This window comes from Shewanella olleyana (assembly GCF_023283825.1).
In the GTDB taxonomy this organism is placed as follows: domain Bacteria; phylum Pseudomonadota; class Gammaproteobacteria; order Enterobacterales; family Shewanellaceae; genus Shewanella; species Shewanella olleyana.
Genome location: NZ_JAKILD010000014.1, coordinates 1 through 17,527, shown reverse-complemented (window position 1 = coordinate 17,527; position 17,527 = coordinate 1). Strand labels below are relative to the sequence as shown.

Here is a 17,527-nt window from a genome sequence, read left to right as displayed (position 1 = left end):
TATAATAAATTTACTATGGCAGATACTTTCTATAAACGCACAATCAAACTATGCCAGTAAACTTACTCGTTCTCAATAGTTAATCGGATGTTTACTGAGTCAGTTTAGAGGAATAAAGGTGTCATTGAGATGACAGAACTGTGTCAAATTCAGGTACTGTTATATAAAATTGACCATCATGAATATTTAAATCGCTGCTAGAATTTAAATCTAGTAGCGTTTGTTATAACATACGCGCCCTTTGTTTTAATCAGTCCCCAATGAGAGTAAAAAATGCCGTTTGCTTTAGGTCAACGCTGGATTAGTGATACCGAGTCAGAACTAGGTTTAGGTACTGTTGTCGCCGTCGAAGGACGCATGGTAACTGTACTGTTTGCTGCCGCCGATGAAAACCGTCTGTTTTCTCGCGACGAAGCCCCATTAACTCGTGTTATTTTTAATCCAGGTGACTCGATTGAAAGCCATGAAGGCTGGAAACTTACCGTCAATGAAGTCGAAGAAAAAGATGGTTTAGTGACCTATATCGGCACTCACAGTGAAACGAATGAAGGCGTTCGTTTACGTGAAACCTTATTGAACCACAATATTCGTTTTAATAAGCCTCAAGATCGCTTATTCGCAGGTCAAATTGACCGTTTAGAGCGTTTTGGTATTCGTTACCAAAGCCAGCTATTACGCCACAAATTAGCCACCTCTGATTTACTGGGTCAGCAAGGTCCTCGTGTTGGATTAATTCCACATCAACAGTGGATCGCCCATGAAGTGGGTCGCCGTTACGCGCCACGCGTTTTACTGGCAGATGAAGTAGGTTTGGGTAAAACCATTGAAGCCGGTTTGATTATTCATCAACAACTACTGACTGGCCGTGCTGAGCGTATTTTAGTGATTGTGCCTGACACCTTACGCCATCAATGGTTGGTCGAAATGCTACGCCGCTTTAACTTAAAGTTTTCAATCTTTGATGAAGACCGCTGTGTTGAAGCCTACGCCGATAACGACAACCCGTTTTACACTGAACAATTAGTCATTTGTTCGCTTGAGCTATTACGTAAAAAACGTCGTTTAGAACAAGCTATCGATGCTGATTGGGACTTAATGGTGGTCGATGAAGCCCATCATTTAGAGTGGAGCGAAACAGCCCCAAGTCGCGCTTACCAAATTGTTGAAGCGTTAAGTGAAGAAGTGCCGGGCGTATTGCTGTTAACCGCAACCCCAGATCAACTTGGTCACCAAAGTCACTTTGCGCGCCTTCGTCTGCTTGACCCTGATCGTTTCTATGATTACGAAGCATTTCTTGAAGAAGAAAAAAGCTACCAAAGTGTGGCTGAAGCCGCTGAAGCACTGACTGCTAACACTCAGCTAGCTGATAGCGCCATTAACAGCTTAACCGAGCTGCTTAGCGAAAAAGACATTATGCCTAGCATTAATGTCATTCAAGCTGAAGATGTTGCTGATGACGTAAAACAAGTCGCTCGTGAAGAGCTATTACAAGAATTACTCGACCGTCACGGTACTGGCCGTATTTTGTACCGCAACAGCCGCGCATCTGTTAGTGGTTTCCCACAAAGATTCTTTAATCCACACCCATTAGCGATGCCGCAGGAGTACATTACTGCTGAGCGCGTTAATGCCATGATGGGGTCTAAAAAATCGCCGCAAGATCAAGCTAAGCAGTCGCTGAGCCCCGAGAAGCTCTATCAAGCGTTTGAAACCGACAGTGCCAGTTGGTGGAAGTTTGATCCTCGCGTAGATTGGTTAATTGATTTCTTAAAAGAACATCGCAGTAAGAAAGTACTGATTATTGCCAGCCAAGCAGAAACTGCATTGAGCCTTGAAGAAGCTTTGCGCACTCGTGAAGGCATTCAAGCCACAGTATTCCACGAAGGCATGTCGATTATAGAACGTGATAAAGCTGGTGCTTACTTCGCTCAAGAAGAAGGCGGTGCACAAGCACTGATTTGTTCTGAAATCGGTTCGGAAGGTCGTAACTTCCAATTCGCCAGTCACTTGGTATTGTTCGATTTGCCGTTAAACCCAGACTTACTTGAGCAACGTATCGGTCGCTTAGATCGTATCGGTCAGCAAAATGATATCCAAATTCACTTGCCGTACCTTCAAGATACCGCGCAAGAGCGCTTAATGAATTGGTACCATCAAGGCCTTAATTCATTCGAGCTAACTTGCCCAAGTGGTCATGTGCTTTATTCTGAGTTTGCTGATGAATTAACAGCTGTTCTCAATGATGCCGACCCAGAGTTAATGACACAATTACTTAATCACACCCAAAGCCGTTACCAAGAGCTTAAACAAGCGATGGAACAAGGCCGTGATAAGTTATTAGAAATCAACTCTCATGGCGGCGAGCAGTCTAAGAAACTGGTAGAACGTTTAGCTGAGCGAGATTCTGATACCCATTTAATCGGTTCAGTGATCCGTCTATGGGACATCATAGGTGTCGATCAAGAAGATCGCGGTGAGAACTCAATCGTATTGCGTCCAAGCGAACATATGTTGTTCCCATCTTATCCAGGTTTGCCTGAAGATGGCGTATCAGTGACATTCGATCGTGAGACTGCACTTTCACGTGATGATATTGCGTTCATTTCACAAGAACACCCACTGGTACAAACCGCATTAGATTTAATTACAGACTCTGAAACAGGTACTACTAGTGTTGCTGTGCTTAAAAACAAAGCCCTGCCAGCAGGTACCTTGTTCTTAGAGTTAATTTATATGGCAGATGTCACTGCGCCTAAGTCATCACAGCTATACCGTTACATGCCGCCAACACCGATTCGTGTGTTGTTAGACAAAAACGGCTTAAACTTAGCCGACAAAGTTGACTATGCAAGCTTTGATAAACAACTCAGTGCAGTAAACCGTCACATTGCCAGTAAACTTGTTAATGCATCGCAACCAATCTTGCATCCGTTACTCGCTAAAGGTGAAGAGCAAGCAGAAATCGCGTTAGCCGGATTAGTCGAGCAAGCACGTGAGAAAATGACGCAGCAACTGAACAGCGAGTTAACCCGTTTAGAAGCACTTAAAGCAGTTAATCCTAACATTCGTGATTCAGAGTTAGACTACATTCGCAATCAAATGGCTGAGCTCAACGGCTATATTGATGACAGTCAATATCAGTTAGATGCTATTAGAATGGTATTAGTTAGCCACGTATAATACACTGCTAACACGAAGTAAAAGCCCTGAACTTCTATATGCAGTACAGGGCTTTTTTGTATTGGAACTACAGGTTTAACCATAAGCTATCACGATGAAAATAACCCAATTGCCTCAACTCTGCTCCAGCTATTTAAAAGGCTTAACGGTGCTAATGAGCCTAGTGTTTTCATTAAGCTTATTCTCATTCAATGCATACAGCGCAAACTATTTATACGCCAACCTATTCAGTGCCAGCTTACTATCTGAAAGCGTATTTACCCCTGTTAGTGATAATGAAAAACAACAAATCATAGTTCAGGATAAACCTGTCGAAGTATTGGTTAAACCTTGGGAAGGTAAAAAGCAGCGAGGCGCAGTGGTGTTGATTGGTCCTACTGATACCCATGCCAGTGGCCGAGGCTTTATTCGTTATTTACGCCAAGAAGTGCCATCAAAAGGCTGGGCAACAATCAGTTTAAAACCTACCGAAGGTTTATATCGCCCTAACTTTTCCACCTCTGCGGATCAAGTTGCCAAAGCCGGTGAAAAACAAATTGAATTAGATCCCCATCAAGTAACGCCTAAATACAGCTCTAGTCAATTATTAGAGCTCAGGAATTTTCAGCAAAATGTCATGAATGAATGCTTAGCGCAACTTGATGGCATCGGAGCTCAATATCCTGGGAAACGAATTATTATCGCTGCAGATGACAGTGTAGGAATGGTGGTTAACTTGCTGCACCAAGACAAATTAGCCAAACCAGATTTGTTAGTTGTGATAAATCCATACCGTGAATTTGAGCAGTTAGTCGATGAGCAAAATCGTGACTTGTCTATTGCGATGCAGTTAAAAGAGCTTGATATTCCCATTTTAGATTTACAGTCAGCCAATGCTAACCGAGTGTCCGTCTCAGAAGCTGAAATGCGCAAACAACAAAACCGAATTAAGTCGAGCCATCACTATCGTCAATACGTATTGCAATTAGATCTTAATCATCAAGGTGGTTGGGAGGAAGCCTTAAAACATATTGAAGGCTTTGCCCGTAAAATCGTTGGCCGCTAGTACGGCCAACTTTCACTATTCTCAAAAGCTATCGAATCAAAACCTATCAAATCAAAATATTACCAACCAGATTGACGGTCTTGATAAGGCTTTTCAGACTTTTTGATTTCTCTATGCCCCGCAATACTTCGATTCTTACCGACCAATAAACGGATTTGACTTAAAGATTCACGGCGCAATAAACTACGAAGAGTGCCAGACCAATTGTTATTAATACTTAGTTTTACTGCTGCATTGGTATCAGGCGAGCGTAGCATGAGTTTTTCGGCAAATAACTGCGCTTGTTGATGCGGATCGTCATACACTTCAGTCACTAAACCAAATTCTAAGGCTTTTTCTGCAGTGATAATATCTGCAGTATACGTTAGCTGCAGCGCTTTATCTTTTGGCATAATTTGTCTTAAACCAGCCAGCCCTGCCATATCAGGTAGTAGTCCCCATTTAGACTCCATTATAGATAGCTGTGCATTCTGGCTAGCAAATCTAAAATCTGCCCCGAGAGCAATTTGCACCCCGCCGCCATAACAAAAACCTTCGATAACCGCGATAACGGGAATAGGTAAACGCTGCCACCCTAGCGATACTCTTTGAGCAAGGTTTGCATTACCCGGCAGCCATTTAAATAATAACTTCAAAGCAGGCATGATTGATTTAGAGACACTTTTAACATCCAGACCAGAACTAAAATTACCTTCAGCACCCGATAAAATAACCACCCGAACAGATTTGTTTTTATGTAGTTTGTTGATGGTTTTATCAATCGCCTGAAATAGTTCGATATTTAATGCATTGTATTTATCAGGTCTATTGAGCATGACATGAGCAATGCCATTTTCTATCGTTAACTCAATAAGCTTGTTATCCATGATTCATCCTTTACTGGTCAGTCCAGATTGCAAGTTAACATAAATCTACAATTTGGCGAATAGTTAACCAAAGCAACAGCGCAAAACAATTAACTAAATAAACCCATAAAAAACACCAGCAGTAAACACCTGTATCCACAAGAGCATGATAAACCGTCATAAAAGATACAGCATGGCGATAAACGCCAATTTTTTGTCGATTTTCACTGCTAATTATCAGTAATAAGTTGTAAAATATTGTGTATTAAATGTAGGATATACGAAAGTTGTCATTCCAACAGCTAACTCACTGTTGCTTAATGAAATATGCTTTATTAACAATTTTTTCGACTACACTAAATAATAATAATAACCCTTTAAAAGGATCATTTGTTTCTATGACTATTCCTATATTGATATGCGATGACTCAGGATTAGCCAGAAAGCAAATGGCGCGAACCTTACCCAAGGAATGGGATGTTGACATCAGTTATGCCACTAATGGCGCTGAGGGGCTTGAGGTTATTCGTGCAGGTAAAGGCGAGATAGTATTTCTCGACTTAAATATGCCCGTTATGGATGGTTATGAAGTATTAGAAGCGATTCAAAAAGAAGATTTACCTGCTTTGGTTATCGTCGTGTCTGGCGATATTCAAATCAAGGCTCATGAAAGAGTTAAAGCGTTAGGGGCTTTAGATTTTATTCAAAAACCCGTTAGCGCAGAATCCATCAGTAATATCCTCGAAGAATACGGCATCCTCACCTTAGCTCTTAAAGACGCTGGCGATGACACGCCGATGTTTGAAGTAGACTTACGTGATGCTTGCCAAGAAATCGCTAACGTTGCCATGGGGCGCGCAGCTGATCTTCTAGCGACACTACTCGATGTGTTTGTCATGCTACCTATCCCAAATGTAAACGTCCTCGAAGTGAGTGAGCTCACTATGGCGTTAAAAGCCACTGAAGAAAGCTCTAAAGTTTCAGCGTTATGCCAAGGGTTCATTGGCGCTGGGGTGGCAGGCGAAGCATTACTGTTATTCCATGATTCAAGCTTTGAAGATATGGCAAAACTAATGGGCCATAAAAACCCCAAAGATGCTAACAATGAAATTGAAGTGTTAATCGACACCGGTAATGTACTTATCGGCGCGTTTCTTAATGGTATTTCTGAGCAGCTAGACATGAAGTTTAGCCAAGGACACCCTGTGGTTTTAGGGCGACACTGCACAGTTAATGAACTCATTCATGATAACTCTGAGAAATGGCAGCGTACTTTAGCAATGGAAATCAATTACCAAATTGAGAACCACAATGTCCAGTGTGATTTATTGCTGCTGTTTACTGAAGATTCAATACCAACGCTTAACTTTAAGCTGGGTTACTTACTCGATTAATCAACCGAATTAGCGAAAATTCGCAATAATTAAAATAATAAAAAAGTTGGATGTTACTCATGTCTACTGATCAAAATGCAATGAACGAACTTCACTGGCTGATTGATATGGTGCAAACCATAGAAGTTGGGCTGGTCGTATTAGATCGTAATTACAACATCCAACTATGGAACGGATTCATGGAAAACCACAGTGGTGTGTCGCCTAACGCCATTAAGGGTAAAAACCTGTTTGAAACCTTTCCAGATCTACCCAATGAGTGGCTCACCCAAAAAATGGAGTCGGTTTTCTTACTCAAAAACCGATCTTTTATTAGCTGGGAACAACGCCCCAATGTGTTCGAGTTTAAAAACTATCGCCCAATCACTGGCCGAGCAGATCACATGTACCAAAACATTACTTTGCTGCCACTTGCTTCGCTCACTGGTAATATTACACATATCAGCATTATTGTTTATGACGTCACAGATGTTGCGATCAACAAACTTCAACTTAAAGCCGCGAATGAGCAATTAGAAAAGCTTAGCCAAACCGATAGCCTGACTCAGCTCTATAACCGTCGCCACTGGCAAGAGTGCTTCGAGAAAGAGTATGAGCGCTTTGCGCGTTACGGTGAAAACGGCAGCATGATCATGATTGATATCGATAACTTTAAACAAGTTAACGATAAATATGGTCATCCAGCAGGTGATAAAGTGATTCAAAGTATCGCCCACATCTTAAAGCAATCATTACGTGAAACTGACTTTGCCGGACGCTACGGTGGTGAAGAGTTTGCGGTTGTCTTGACCAATACCAATGCAGACGAATCAAAATACTTTACTGAACGCTTACGTAAGAAAATCGAAGCTTCTCAAGTGGTTTATAAGAATCAAATAATTAAGGTGACGATTAGTATAGGGGTCAATGCCTTATCTAAAGAGACTAAAAACAGCGCTAGTTGGTTAGCTGGTGCTGATAAAGCCTTATACCTTTCAAAGGAAAATGGTCGTAATCAAACTTCGGTTTACTCAGAAGAATAGTGAAATACATTTCAGGACAAGACAAATCAAAATAAAAAAACCACTCATTTGAGTGGGCTTTTTAATCGGAATTCAATAATGAATATGCAGTTAATTAAAACTCATCTTCATCTTGTTCTTCATCAAGGTCTTCTTCGTCACCGACAAAGAAAGTCCCCCAACCGTCATAATCCACTTTTTGCTTTTGGGCTAGAATCATTAATTGCTCACAAGCTTTATCAAGCAAGTCAGCTTCAAGTGCATGATTGGCAATGGCATCAAAACAGAAAATGGTTGAGCCATCTTCCAGCTCCATTTCTTCAGCATCATTCACTTCAAAACCAAGTTTAAATGCATCAACAGCCGCTTTTTCTAAACGATCAAAATTAGTCGAAGAAAAGTGATGCTCGATTGTATATTCAGCATCGGCTTGCGAACCATCATCTAATAATGCTTGGATAATTTCACGGTTTTCAGCAAACTGCTCTTTTAGTAGACCTTCAATAGACATGGAGTAACTCCGTTAACAAAATTATGCGGCTAATCGCTAGGGCCTGTTGATCTTTCAAGGTTGTTTTTGCAGCGAGTTGTTGGCCATTTATACAAGGCAGAGACTTTGTGGTGTAGTTATTCTACATAAAAAGTCGATAACGCAGTAAAAATCGCCAACAGACGCTGCCCAAAGGGTTCGACTAAAAGCGTTTTATTCTTTGTTGGATGCATCTTTTTAAATAAGAAGTGCTTAGATGACTAGGCATCAATCCATCCGCCTCAATTAAAACGTTTTTACTTCGAACAAAACTTAACCAGCAAAGATTAACAGGCCCTAATTATACGTGATAAATCTACTGAGGTTTAGCCATTAATGCCGATGCTTCTTGATTTAGTTCAGCTAAACGCGCTGACATCGCATCATGCACCTTAGCGCAAAGCTTTTTGACATCTGCTTTATCAACATTAGCTGTCGACATCGGCGCCATCATCTCCACAATCACCACACCATTATTCCAGCGGTTTAATTTAATATGATTTTGACAAGAAGCCAGTACAGGCACAATCGACGCTTTTGCTGCTACAGCAGTATGAAAAGCGCCAACCTTAAAAGGTAATAAACCACGGCCACGAGAGCGAGTACCTTCTGGGAAAATCCACACTGAAAGTAACTTGTTTTTCATCTTCTCAACGGTTTTTGCCATGGTATCAAAAGCACTATGGCGGTTTTTACGGTCAATCAGAATATTGCCTGATAACCAATAAATTTGTCCAAATAACGGCATCCACGCCAAGCTTTTCTTACCAAGGCTCACTGTAGCCTTAGGCACAGCGGAAGTATGGGTAAACAAATCAAAGTTATTTTGATGATTTGCTAAATAAATTTTTGGTTCTTTTGGGTTTTCTTCAGTGGCATGACGGGTGATCACTTTAATACCAAGAATTGGCGCAACTGATGAAAAAATACGTGCGATAACATGGACATTGTCGCGATGCATTGGTCTAACAAGACAAAGAATTATTGCGAAAAAAAACGCCAGTGTTAATAACACTGCAAGAATAATTGAACGAGCAATTAACAGCACAAGCAGACTCCTGCGAAGAAAGTGGCGACAGTATAGCCAGCACTGATGCTGGACTCAATGGTTTGTTTAGTTTCAGTTTACAATTGTAAGCTTAAATGATTATACACTAGCTAAAATGAATTAATGATGCGTTAAACATTAACGCATCATTAATTCTGCAGTATCACTGGAGAGTTGACGTAACACTTAAAAGTGAGGTTAGCTCATCTGCTGCGTTGCTTTCATTGACAACATGACTCGCATCGCAATCGCACTGACTGCAAGGGCCGCAACAATCGCAGCGCCACTAGGTAAATCGTAACTGGCTGAGAGTATAAGCCCTGCTAGGTAACCAACAAATCCAACCACATAAGCAAGTGGGAGTAAGCCCTTACCTTGATACTTGTTTAGCGCCAGTGCAGGTAATATCAAGGTGCTAAACACCAAGTAAACCCCGACTAGCTCAACAGATAAAGTAATCACAATAGCAAACAAGAAGTAGAAACTTGCCCCTTCTAGCACTTGCGGCTTCAACGCTACAAGCACCAAGATTGCCACTGACACAACAGCAGGAAGTATAAGTTGCGACCAATTAACCCAAAGGATCTGTCCTGACATTAATTGCTTTAATAACTCAGCGCCATGTGGATCGTTAGACAATAACAGCATAGCCGTCACTGCACTGAGTACGTAAAAACAACCAATGATAGCCTCAAGTTCGTCGGCAAAATGTTTCGATAACCAAGCGATCAATCCTGCTCCTGCCAGTGCAAAAATCGCAGGCATCCACACATGTGAAAAAGGTAATTCCTCAATGTGATGATCCATGTGTGCGACAATTGCACCAAGCGCAGCAACCTGCGCAATGGCTAAATCGATAAAGATAATCCCACGTTTCAGAACTTGACGCCCCAGCAGCACATGCGTTGATAGTACGAGTAAACCGGCCACAAAAGCAGGTAACAAGATGGGTAACAGATCAAGATCTAGCATAGGCTATTCCACATTGGTTAATAACGTCAGTACGCTATCATAAAGGCTGAATAAATCTTTACTATCACTATTACCACCAACAGACATTGGCAAAACTAATACTGGTAACTCTGTGCGTTCACCAAGCCAGTTAGCACCGCGTTCATCTTGGTAAGACGTGACTAAGATCGCCATCACGTCACCTTCTTGGCTGCGACTTACAAGCTTGGCTAAATGGCTACTGCTTGGCGGGATACCAGGCTTAGGCTCTAAGTCGGCAACTTGCTCTATACTTAACCAGTTAAACAAGTAACGAAAGCTTGAATGGTAAGCAATGACCTTTTTACCTTTCAAACCCGCCGCTTGCTCTTCCCACTTAGGAATAGCTTGCTGCCATCGCTCACTAAAATCAGCGAGTTGTGCCTGATAACCTGCAGCACCTTCTGGGTCTAATGCCGTCATTTTTTCTGACAATGCACTGGCCACCTTTAGCAATTTGCGAGGGTCAAAGTGCAGATGCGGGTTACCCTTTGCGTGAACATCCCCCATAGAACGATCAACCTGTTCAAGTTGGTCTAAGGTCTCGATATGTTCAGCCGCATAGAATAGGCCTTTATCGGTAGAACGCACTTTATTGTTAGATGCCTTCATTTGTAGCATTGGCAGCCAGCCGATTTCTAAATCAGCACCAGCACAGACAACAAGGTCTGCTTGGCGCATTTTAGCGATCAAACTTGGTCTTGCTTGCACTAAATGCGGATCTTGCAATGCACTTGTCGCCGAGTAAATTTTAGCTTCTGGCGCAATCTCTTGCGCTAATGCTGCGTATTCAGGCTCGCAAGCAAATACATTTAACTGGGCATTCGCCGCGCTAGTGATAAAGGCACTACACAGTGCCCCCATCATAATGAGTTTTTTAGAATTGATGCGCACCGTGAGCTCCTAATGTCATAACATACTGAAGTGAGACGATGTTATCGTCTTCAAAACCATCAAAGTTGGTGCCTTTCTGGTTTGTATATTGTAGACGTACAGTAGAGAAGTGACTGCTATGCCAAGCTAGGCTAAGCTCAGTTTCTTTTAATTTCTGCGCATCTAGATGATCACCATGAAGTTCAAAAGTATCAACTTCACCATATCGAACACCTGCAGACCAATGCGGAGAGAACTGATAAACACCACTTAAGTACCAACCTTCAAAGAAATCATCGCCGTGAGACTCTTCATGTTCATGCTCTTCTTCATGATCATGATCGCCTTCTTCAAATGCGAAAGTATCAGTCACTCTAAAGTATTCGCCACTGATAGTGAGATGCTGGTACTTATAATTACCGTCTGGCGCCCATTTATATACAAAATCAGCGATATAAGTATTTTCACCGGTATAAGATGCGCTATGAGTGTGGCCTTCATGATCATGTTCTTCATCAACATGAACTTCATCTTCATGCTCTCCCTCTTCGACCATTACCTTACCGTTGGCATTGTGTAAGTAGCTTAAGCCAACCTGCCAAGAGCTTGAGATACCAATATCACCACCAAATTTAGTAAAAGCTGAATACACACCTACAGTGTCGTAATCGCGAGGTCCATGTTCTTCATGCTCTTCTTCATGTTCATGGTCTTCATGTTCTTCATGCTCTTCGTACATATCTGCCGCGCGCATTTTGTCGCCTTTAAAGACTTCAACACCCATAGTCCAGTAAAGGTCAGTCGGAGCGACATAAGTTAGACGCACACCATCATCGAAATAATGGTTCCCCATGAATGCGCGGTATGCGCCAGGACGGTCAATAAACGAGTCCGTGTGTAAATGCTGATTATTCAAGTAACCAACGTCAGACAGAAAGCGACCGGCACGAATACCTAAACCCGCTGGTAAGTCCATTGTTTGAATGAACGCTTCTTCTAATCCAATTTCTGTTTCACCGTCGTGCACCTCTAAAATAGCGGTCACTTTACCGTAGAACATGTCATCAATATTGGCACTGATAGCAAGTTCTGTTTCGCCTAAACCAAAGCCTTCACTACGGCCGCCTAATCCACGGTCGCCGGTTTGGTAAAAACCATCAAGCACTGCACTGATGTTAGGGTTAGTTAGACTAGAGTCTTCAGCTGAAACGTGAGTAGAAGCGAGGGCGCAAGCAGCTGCAACCAATGAAAGGCGTTTGTTTGAATAAGACATTTTTTCTCCAAAATACAACAAGTAATCGGCCACTATCTATGTGGTCGATCAATAAATTTATCCATAAAAAATTGTTGGTTTATTTATTAATAATAAATATTGAACTAGGAGAAAAACGGAGGAGCGCGGCTATGATAAACAACTTGATGGGTAATATATGAATGAAAAATCGGCTCACAGCTAGATTCAAATGTTTGACGAATGACCGTCAACTTAACATCAGTGCTAGTTATCGTTTTTTGTAATTGGTGCTGATGAAAGCACAGGGTACATTCAGTATTAACACCTTCATGCTGGTGCACTGATTCATGGGCGGCAGACGCAAACGACAATAGCACGAGCATGGCTGAAAGCCAGATCGCTATTGTTTGTGTTGTTCGCGTTGAATTTGGCAAAATTTTCCCTTTCTACAAAAATCGAGACTATCTTAAAAAAAATTCAAAAAAAAGCAACCCAAAGAATGTTACAAATCACTTTTCAACAAATTCTGTGACTTACCGAACTAAAATATGGCATTGGACAAGTGGTTGTTTTAAGATTAGCTTAAGCTGAAAAAGCTAAAATATTAACCATATTATAGCAACGTAGACAGCCTAAATAGAGGATATAACTATGATGAATTTAATCAAGGATAACATCGGTATCATTTTAACGATGGTGATCATTGGTGTTTTTGTACTTGGCGGTATTTATTACGTTGAAACTGCATTAGAAAACCAAGTACAAGTTGTTGACTAATTTTTATGACTCTTCATCTACAGGTAATTCCATAACCAAGAGATGATCCATCATATGCGAAACCCCCATGAGTATTAGTGATAATAAAATCGTGGGGGTAACGATATTTGAAGTGCCTTCTATAAAGTACCCCACCACAGCTGCAATGACCGCCGTATAAAACCCTATTACTTTCAGCATTGTCAGCTTGGCATGTCGTCCTAGCCACGCTTTACAGTGGTAACATTGAATTTGCGATGAGAAACCTTTTCCTCGACTACCAGTGACTTTACTCAGTGATAAAGGCTTGTGGCAGTGGGCGCAAGATATGGCCATGTCTGTGTACCTAAAAATAAAAAGTGCGTAAGTCTAGCAAATTATCGTCAAACTTCCCGCAATAACTTATTATTAGATTTCTACTATGTTGACAGGAAGTTTTACCATGCCAAGAGTTCTGTTTATTATTTGCTGTTTAATCAGTGTCATTAGCTTTACTGGTGATAGTTATGCTGCTGAAGTTCCCGCAGAAACAATCAATAAAATTCAACAATTACAAAGTACCATTGGCACTGATGTTGGCCTTTTAACAACAGCAAAAGGTGAATTAAAAAGTATTACTGAATACCGGGTGCGCAATAAAACGGACGTACTAAGAGAGCAATTGGACTTACTCATTAACCAGCCCGAACCTGATGTCGCTTATTTAGTGCCTCAAGTGAATAAGCAGTTAGTGTTTCTAGATAAAGTCGGGCAATACTTAGATAAAGATATTAAAGCGATCAAACAGACTCTTGGCAGTCAAGATGATAGTCAGAGCATGCAAGATATCATCAAAAGAGAAGAGGAAAGAGATCACTACCTTCAGGCAGAATTAGAAACCATTAATTGGGGAAGAACACTCAATATTAATGTCGACAATGCTGAAACCGCGTTAACGGCAAAGTTAACAAAGAGAGCTGATTACCTCGAAAGTCTAGTAGTATACACTCAAATACAGTTAAAAGAGGCCGTTAATGAAGCGTCAAGTGCTGGTGCTGATATAACAAGTGAGCAAAAAAGCCATGTTTCAGGACTTAAAGAGCGTTTGTCTCAACATAGTAGTAGCTTAGCCATAACTGCAGAATTATTAGAATCACTCGGGCAAGATACCGCGCAAATTAAACAGACCTTATTCAGTGTTTCAGGTGACATCACTCAGGATGTATTGAACTTTGATGTTGCTTCTAGCTTAATCGAAGAATGGATGAATATTGCCAAAAATCAAGCACTAGAAAATGGTGCAGGCATTACGTTTAAAATCATCATCTTTTTAATTATTTTATTTTTAGCAAGCATCGTCGCTAAACTCGTTCGTAAAATCGTTCGCAAGGCGGTTAACTCATCAAAGTTAAATTTCAGCATGCTATTGCAGGACTTCTTTACCTCAATTTCTGGTAACGTCATTTATGCACTCGGTTTACTGATTGCGTTGTCACAACTTGGTTTTGAGCTTGCCCCTTTACTGGCAGGTTTTGGTATCGCGGGTGTAATTATTGGTTTTGCATTACAAGACACCTTATCTAACTTTGCGTCTGGCATGATGATCTTAGTCTACCGTCCGTATGATGTCGGTGATTTGATTAATGCTGCAGGTGTAACTGGTCGTGTAAGCCATATGAGCTTAGTGTCAACCACAGTAAAAACCCTAGATAACCAACGTTTAATTGTTCCAAATAACAAAATTTGGGGTGACACCATTAACAATATTACCGTAGAGCAAGAGCGCCGCGTTGATATGACATTTGGTATTGGGTATGGCGACGATATTCCTAAAGCAGAAAAGATTCTCACGGATATCGTAATGGCACATCCAAAAGTAAAACAGTTCCCCGAGCCTATGATCAAATTACACACCTTAGGTGAATCATCAGTTGATTTTATTGTTCGCCCTTGGGCAGCCCCTCTCGACTATTGGGATGTATACTGGGATATTACTCGCGAAGTGAAAATGCAGTTTGACGCCCAAGGCGTCAGCATTCCATTCCCGCAGCGCGATGTGCATATTTACCATGAGAAAGCAGCGGACTAGTTCAGTATTCTAGTATTGAACTTATAGATTGTTCCAACAAAAAGCCCGAGTGAATTCACTCGGGCTTTTCTATATTTAATAAACAGTTAAGCATTACTGCAAAACTCTAAGAGTTAATCTAGGTAAGTCATATTACCTAATAAGTGTGGACGGCGACCTTTAATGTCACGCATTTCAAAGCGTTTACCATTTTCCAAACTTTCAAAAGCAAACGTCACTTCTGATGGCATAAACACTGGCAGCTTAAACTCGACATCAACTTTAAAAGGACGATCGCCAATAAACTGCATTAATGCTGCTAACGAGCGCGCTTTCGACCACATACCATGGGCTAATACACGTTCAAAACCAAAACGTTTTGATACGATAGGATGTAAATGGATCAAGTTATAATCACCCGATGCTCTAGCGTATTTTCGACCTAAGTCTTCAGGTAATGCCCATGTTTGTACATCTTCCCACGTCATATCTGAAGCCCGTGGTGGTCTGGCACGACGTCCTTTAGATTCAATGCGATAAAGGTAAGTAGATAATGCTTCCCAAACTAACTCTTCACCAACATAAATTTTTGATACCAATTCAAACTCAAGGCCTGCATCTGTGGTTTGGCTTGATGTTAGTTCGCACTGTACATCAAACACTTCATCAGCAAAAATAGGTCGGTGTAAACTAATACTGTTCTTTAAGTGGATCATCCCCAGCAATGGGAAAGTAATTGCTTTATCGGTAAATATTGTCGCGTGTAGTCTAAACGCTAATACGTACAGAAAGGTCGGCGGTACTACTTTGCCGTCATATTCAAACTCGCATACTTCAGCATACTGATTGATTTTTTTGTCTGAAACTTTAATCCCTTTTGCTTGCACTTTTACGTGTGGCAATGGTTGTTGATCCCAACCGGGCTTACGAGACAATAATATCTTACGATATAAAGACAACAACGATGGCATCGAAGCTAATTCTATAGAGTAGTCGTTACTCAAATGAGTTACCTTTTCTTGATTAACTGAAAAACGCAGTATTTAGCCAAGCTAAACACTGCGTCATAAAATCTTATAATGGCGCTATTATACATCGAGATTGAGTACATCAGTCAAAAAATGCCTATAATTGCTCATCAATCAGGAAATAAATTCCAAGTTTAATAAGCGCTACATCCTGTTTGCCAACAATCGACCACACTCAAACCAGCGTTCTGTAACAACTCAGGTAATGCTTGTTGGCCTACCACATGCCCTGCTCCGACGATGACAAATAGTTGTTGATAATCTGATTGCTGCAAAATTTCAACGATACGCTTTGTCATCATATGATTTCGCTGCCAAAGTAATTTATCTAACAATTCATCAGAATCTTCCGCTTGATGCTCCATAATATCGGTTATTCCCTGATGATCCCCCGTTCTCCAGGCAGATACTAACTTAAGCATGTCGTCATCAGTGGCATTAATGGCTTCATCAAGTAATTGTTGCTGCGTCTTATCTGAAAACGAGGAAATGAGATCAAACTGAAATTGTACGCTCTCAAGCTCTAGCAAGGGTTTAGCAGGATCGCGGGCGATAAAAGTGACATCGACACCAGCTTCAGGAGTAAAACCTAAACTGGCAAATCGGGCGACACCGATTTGATTAGCTTGAAGCCATGTCGCCAAAGGTTTTAAACCATCACACATGGTTTGATTCTGGCCACAATACTTTGGGTATTGGCTATTAATATCCAGCTGTCCCCCTTTAGCAAAACCATATTGTTGCAGCAGTTGTTGCACATTGGCTTTTGTCACATCAGCTTCTATCACTAGCGCATCGGAAGCAACATACGCTTGTTCAATTTGCAGTGGCAGTGGATAAAAGTCGGCTTTACCGATATGAATTGAACCTAATAAATAGACTTCTTTACCTTGGTAGCTGGCTTTAAAGAATGGCGGTTTATCAGACTCTGCTGCAAAAGCGGTGCAGCTTAGCAGTAATGATAAAATCCCTATAGTGGTGAATTTTCTTAAGCAAAACTGTAGCATCATTGCGATTTTTAACGGTATTTGACTTGTTAGTCCCATGCCAGCCCCTTATAATTTAACTTAATTTTATGATGTAAATGAGGCTATCATGCCGTATACCCAAGTTATCAAGCAATTAAAAGAAAGTTTGCAAACAGGATACCGTCAAGCCATTGATGCCGATAAAAGACTCGACGAATTACGTCAAGCAGGCCATGGTAAGTTTGTTGCAATCTTCACTGAAGAACAAGGATTTACCCAAAAAAGTAACCGTTTTCTGCCTTATGTTCAGGAACTTGCAAATGAGTTAGAGGAATTACAAAGCCATACTCATATTCCACCAGAAGCGCTTGAAGCCCATGTTCAAAAAATTGCAGCCTTGCTAAAAACACTGCATTTATTCAAACAGAATACTAAGTAATTCTTGTCGAATACCTAATAAAAAAGCAGCCAATGGCTGCTCAGATTAATGACAAACCCCCACTTTTTTTAAAGTGGGGGTTTTATTTTATTGGTTTATACGCATTTCACGACGTTTATTTAAAAACACATCTTGAGCAATATTGTTGGT

General features: G+C 41.0%; 17 protein-coding genes and 1 pseudogene. 7 read left to right on the top strand and 11 right to left on the bottom strand.

Annotation, left to right across the window (positions count from 1 at the left end; translation table 11 throughout):
* Positions 1-273: 273 nt before the first annotated feature.
* Together rapA and L2735_RS11355 are read left to right on the top strand one after the other, a co-directional pair.
* Positions 274-3,180, top strand: a complete 2,907-nt coding sequence (gene rapA, locus L2735_RS11360; protein ID WP_248984823.1) for an RNA polymerase-associated protein RapA — start codon at positions 274-276, stop codon at positions 3,178-3,180.
* 154 nt (positions 3,181-3,334) lie between these two features.
* The gene (locus L2735_RS11355) at positions 3,335-4,225 is read left to right on the top strand and encodes a DUF3530 family protein (RefSeq protein WP_248984822.1); all 891 of its coding nucleotides are present in this window, start codon (positions 3,335-3,337) and stop codon (positions 4,223-4,225) included.
* Between the two features lie 59 nt (positions 4,226-4,284).
* On the opposite strand, the gene L2735_RS11350 is transcribed toward L2735_RS11355, so the two are convergent.
* Entirely contained in the window at positions 4,285-5,091 is an 807-nt protein-coding gene (locus L2735_RS11350; protein ID WP_248984821.1) for a crotonase/enoyl-CoA hydratase family protein, read from the bottom strand.
* A 377-nt stretch (positions 5,092-5,468) separates the two neighbouring features.
* On the opposite strand from L2735_RS11350, the gene L2735_RS11345 reads away from it, so the two are divergent.
* The gene (locus L2735_RS11345) at positions 5,469-6,464 is read left to right on the top strand and encodes a response regulator (RefSeq protein WP_248984820.1); all 996 of its coding nucleotides are present in this window, start codon (positions 5,469-5,471) and stop codon (positions 6,462-6,464) included.
* A gap of 59 nt (positions 6,465-6,523) precedes the next feature.
* The gene (locus L2735_RS11340) at positions 6,524-7,486 is read left to right on the top strand and encodes a GGDEF domain-containing protein (RefSeq protein WP_248984819.1); all 963 of its coding nucleotides are present in this window, start codon (positions 6,524-6,526) and stop codon (positions 7,484-7,486) included.
* A 94-nt stretch (positions 7,487-7,580) separates the two neighbouring features.
* Here the strand turns inward: L2735_RS11340 and rraB are convergent, their stop codons facing one another.
* The 7 genes and pseudogenes from rraB to L2735_RS11305 form a co-directional block, all read right to left on the bottom strand.
* Positions 7,581-7,976, bottom strand: a complete 396-nt coding sequence (gene rraB, locus L2735_RS11335) for a ribonuclease E inhibitor RraB (protein WP_248984818.1) — start codon at positions 7,974-7,976, stop codon at positions 7,581-7,583.
* A 29-nt stretch (positions 7,977-8,005) separates the two neighbouring features.
* Positions 8,006-8,188, bottom strand: a pseudogene (locus L2735_RS20185) (hypothetical protein).
* Between the two features lie 122 nt (positions 8,189-8,310).
* Positions 8,311-9,042, bottom strand: a complete 732-nt coding sequence (locus tag L2735_RS11325) for a 1-acylglycerol-3-phosphate O-acyltransferase (RefSeq protein ID WP_248984817.1) — start codon at positions 9,040-9,042, stop codon at positions 8,311-8,313.
* A gap of 198 nt (positions 9,043-9,240) precedes the next feature.
* Positions 9,241-10,014, bottom strand: a complete 774-nt coding sequence (locus L2735_RS11320; protein WP_248984816.1) for a metal ABC transporter permease — start codon at positions 10,012-10,014, stop codon at positions 9,241-9,243.
* A gap of 3 nt (positions 10,015-10,017) precedes the next feature.
* On the bottom strand, positions 10,018-10,926 hold the full coding sequence (locus tag L2735_RS11315; RefSeq protein ID WP_428848308.1) for a metal ABC transporter solute-binding protein, Zn/Mn family: 909 nt from the start codon (positions 10,924-10,926) through the stop codon (positions 10,018-10,020).
* Positions 10,910-12,178, bottom strand: coding sequence for a hypothetical protein (locus L2735_RS11310; protein WP_248984815.1), 1,269 nt, complete (start codon positions 12,176-12,178; stop codon positions 10,910-10,912). Before L2735_RS11310 ends, L2735_RS11315 begins: the two co-directional genes overlap by 17 nt.
* Before the next feature lie 104 nt (positions 12,179-12,282).
* The gene (locus L2735_RS11305) at positions 12,283-12,573 is read right to left on the bottom strand and encodes an ABC-type zinc uptake system zinc chaperone (RefSeq protein WP_248984814.1); all 291 of its coding nucleotides are present in this window, start codon (positions 12,571-12,573) and stop codon (positions 12,283-12,285) included.
* A 217-nt stretch (positions 12,574-12,790) separates the two neighbouring features.
* On the opposite strand from L2735_RS11305, the gene L2735_RS20005 reads away from it, so the two are divergent.
* On the top strand, positions 12,791-12,916 hold the full coding sequence (locus tag L2735_RS20005; RefSeq protein WP_283104616.1) for a hypothetical protein: 126 nt from the start codon (positions 12,791-12,793) through the stop codon (positions 12,914-12,916).
* A gap of 3 nt (positions 12,917-12,919) precedes the next feature.
* On the opposite strand, the gene L2735_RS11300 is transcribed toward L2735_RS20005, so the two are convergent.
* Positions 12,920-13,231 carry a hypothetical protein gene (locus L2735_RS11300; protein ID WP_248984813.1) on the bottom strand — a complete coding sequence of 104 codons (312 nt, stop codon included), beginning with the start codon at positions 13,229-13,231 and terminating at the stop codon, positions 12,920-12,922.
* 106 nt (positions 13,232-13,337) lie between these two features.
* Between L2735_RS11300 and L2735_RS11295 the strand changes: the two genes are divergently transcribed.
* Positions 13,338-14,963 (top strand): mechanosensitive ion channel family protein, encoded by a 1,626-nt coding sequence (locus L2735_RS11295; RefSeq protein ID WP_248984812.1) that lies wholly within the window; start codon positions 13,338-13,340, stop codon positions 14,961-14,963.
* A gap of 113 nt (positions 14,964-15,076) precedes the next feature.
* On the opposite strand, the gene L2735_RS11290 is transcribed toward L2735_RS11295, so the two are convergent.
* Complete coding sequence (locus L2735_RS11290) at positions 15,077-15,913, bottom strand: MaoC family dehydratase (protein ID WP_248984900.1); 837 nt, start codon at positions 15,911-15,913, stop codon at positions 15,077-15,079.
* A 191-nt stretch (positions 15,914-16,104) separates the two neighbouring features.
* Complete coding sequence (locus tag L2735_RS11285) at positions 16,105-17,016, bottom strand: TraB/GumN family protein (RefSeq protein ID WP_248984811.1); 912 nt, start codon at positions 17,014-17,016, stop codon at positions 16,105-16,107.
* Positions 17,017-17,065: 49 nt separating this feature from the next.
* Between L2735_RS11285 and L2735_RS11280 the strand changes: the two genes are divergently transcribed.
* On the top strand, positions 17,066-17,377 hold the full coding sequence (locus L2735_RS11280) for a prephenate dehydrogenase (RefSeq protein WP_248984810.1): 312 nt from the start codon (positions 17,066-17,068) through the stop codon (positions 17,375-17,377).
* Positions 17,378-17,527 lie beyond the last annotated feature (150 nt).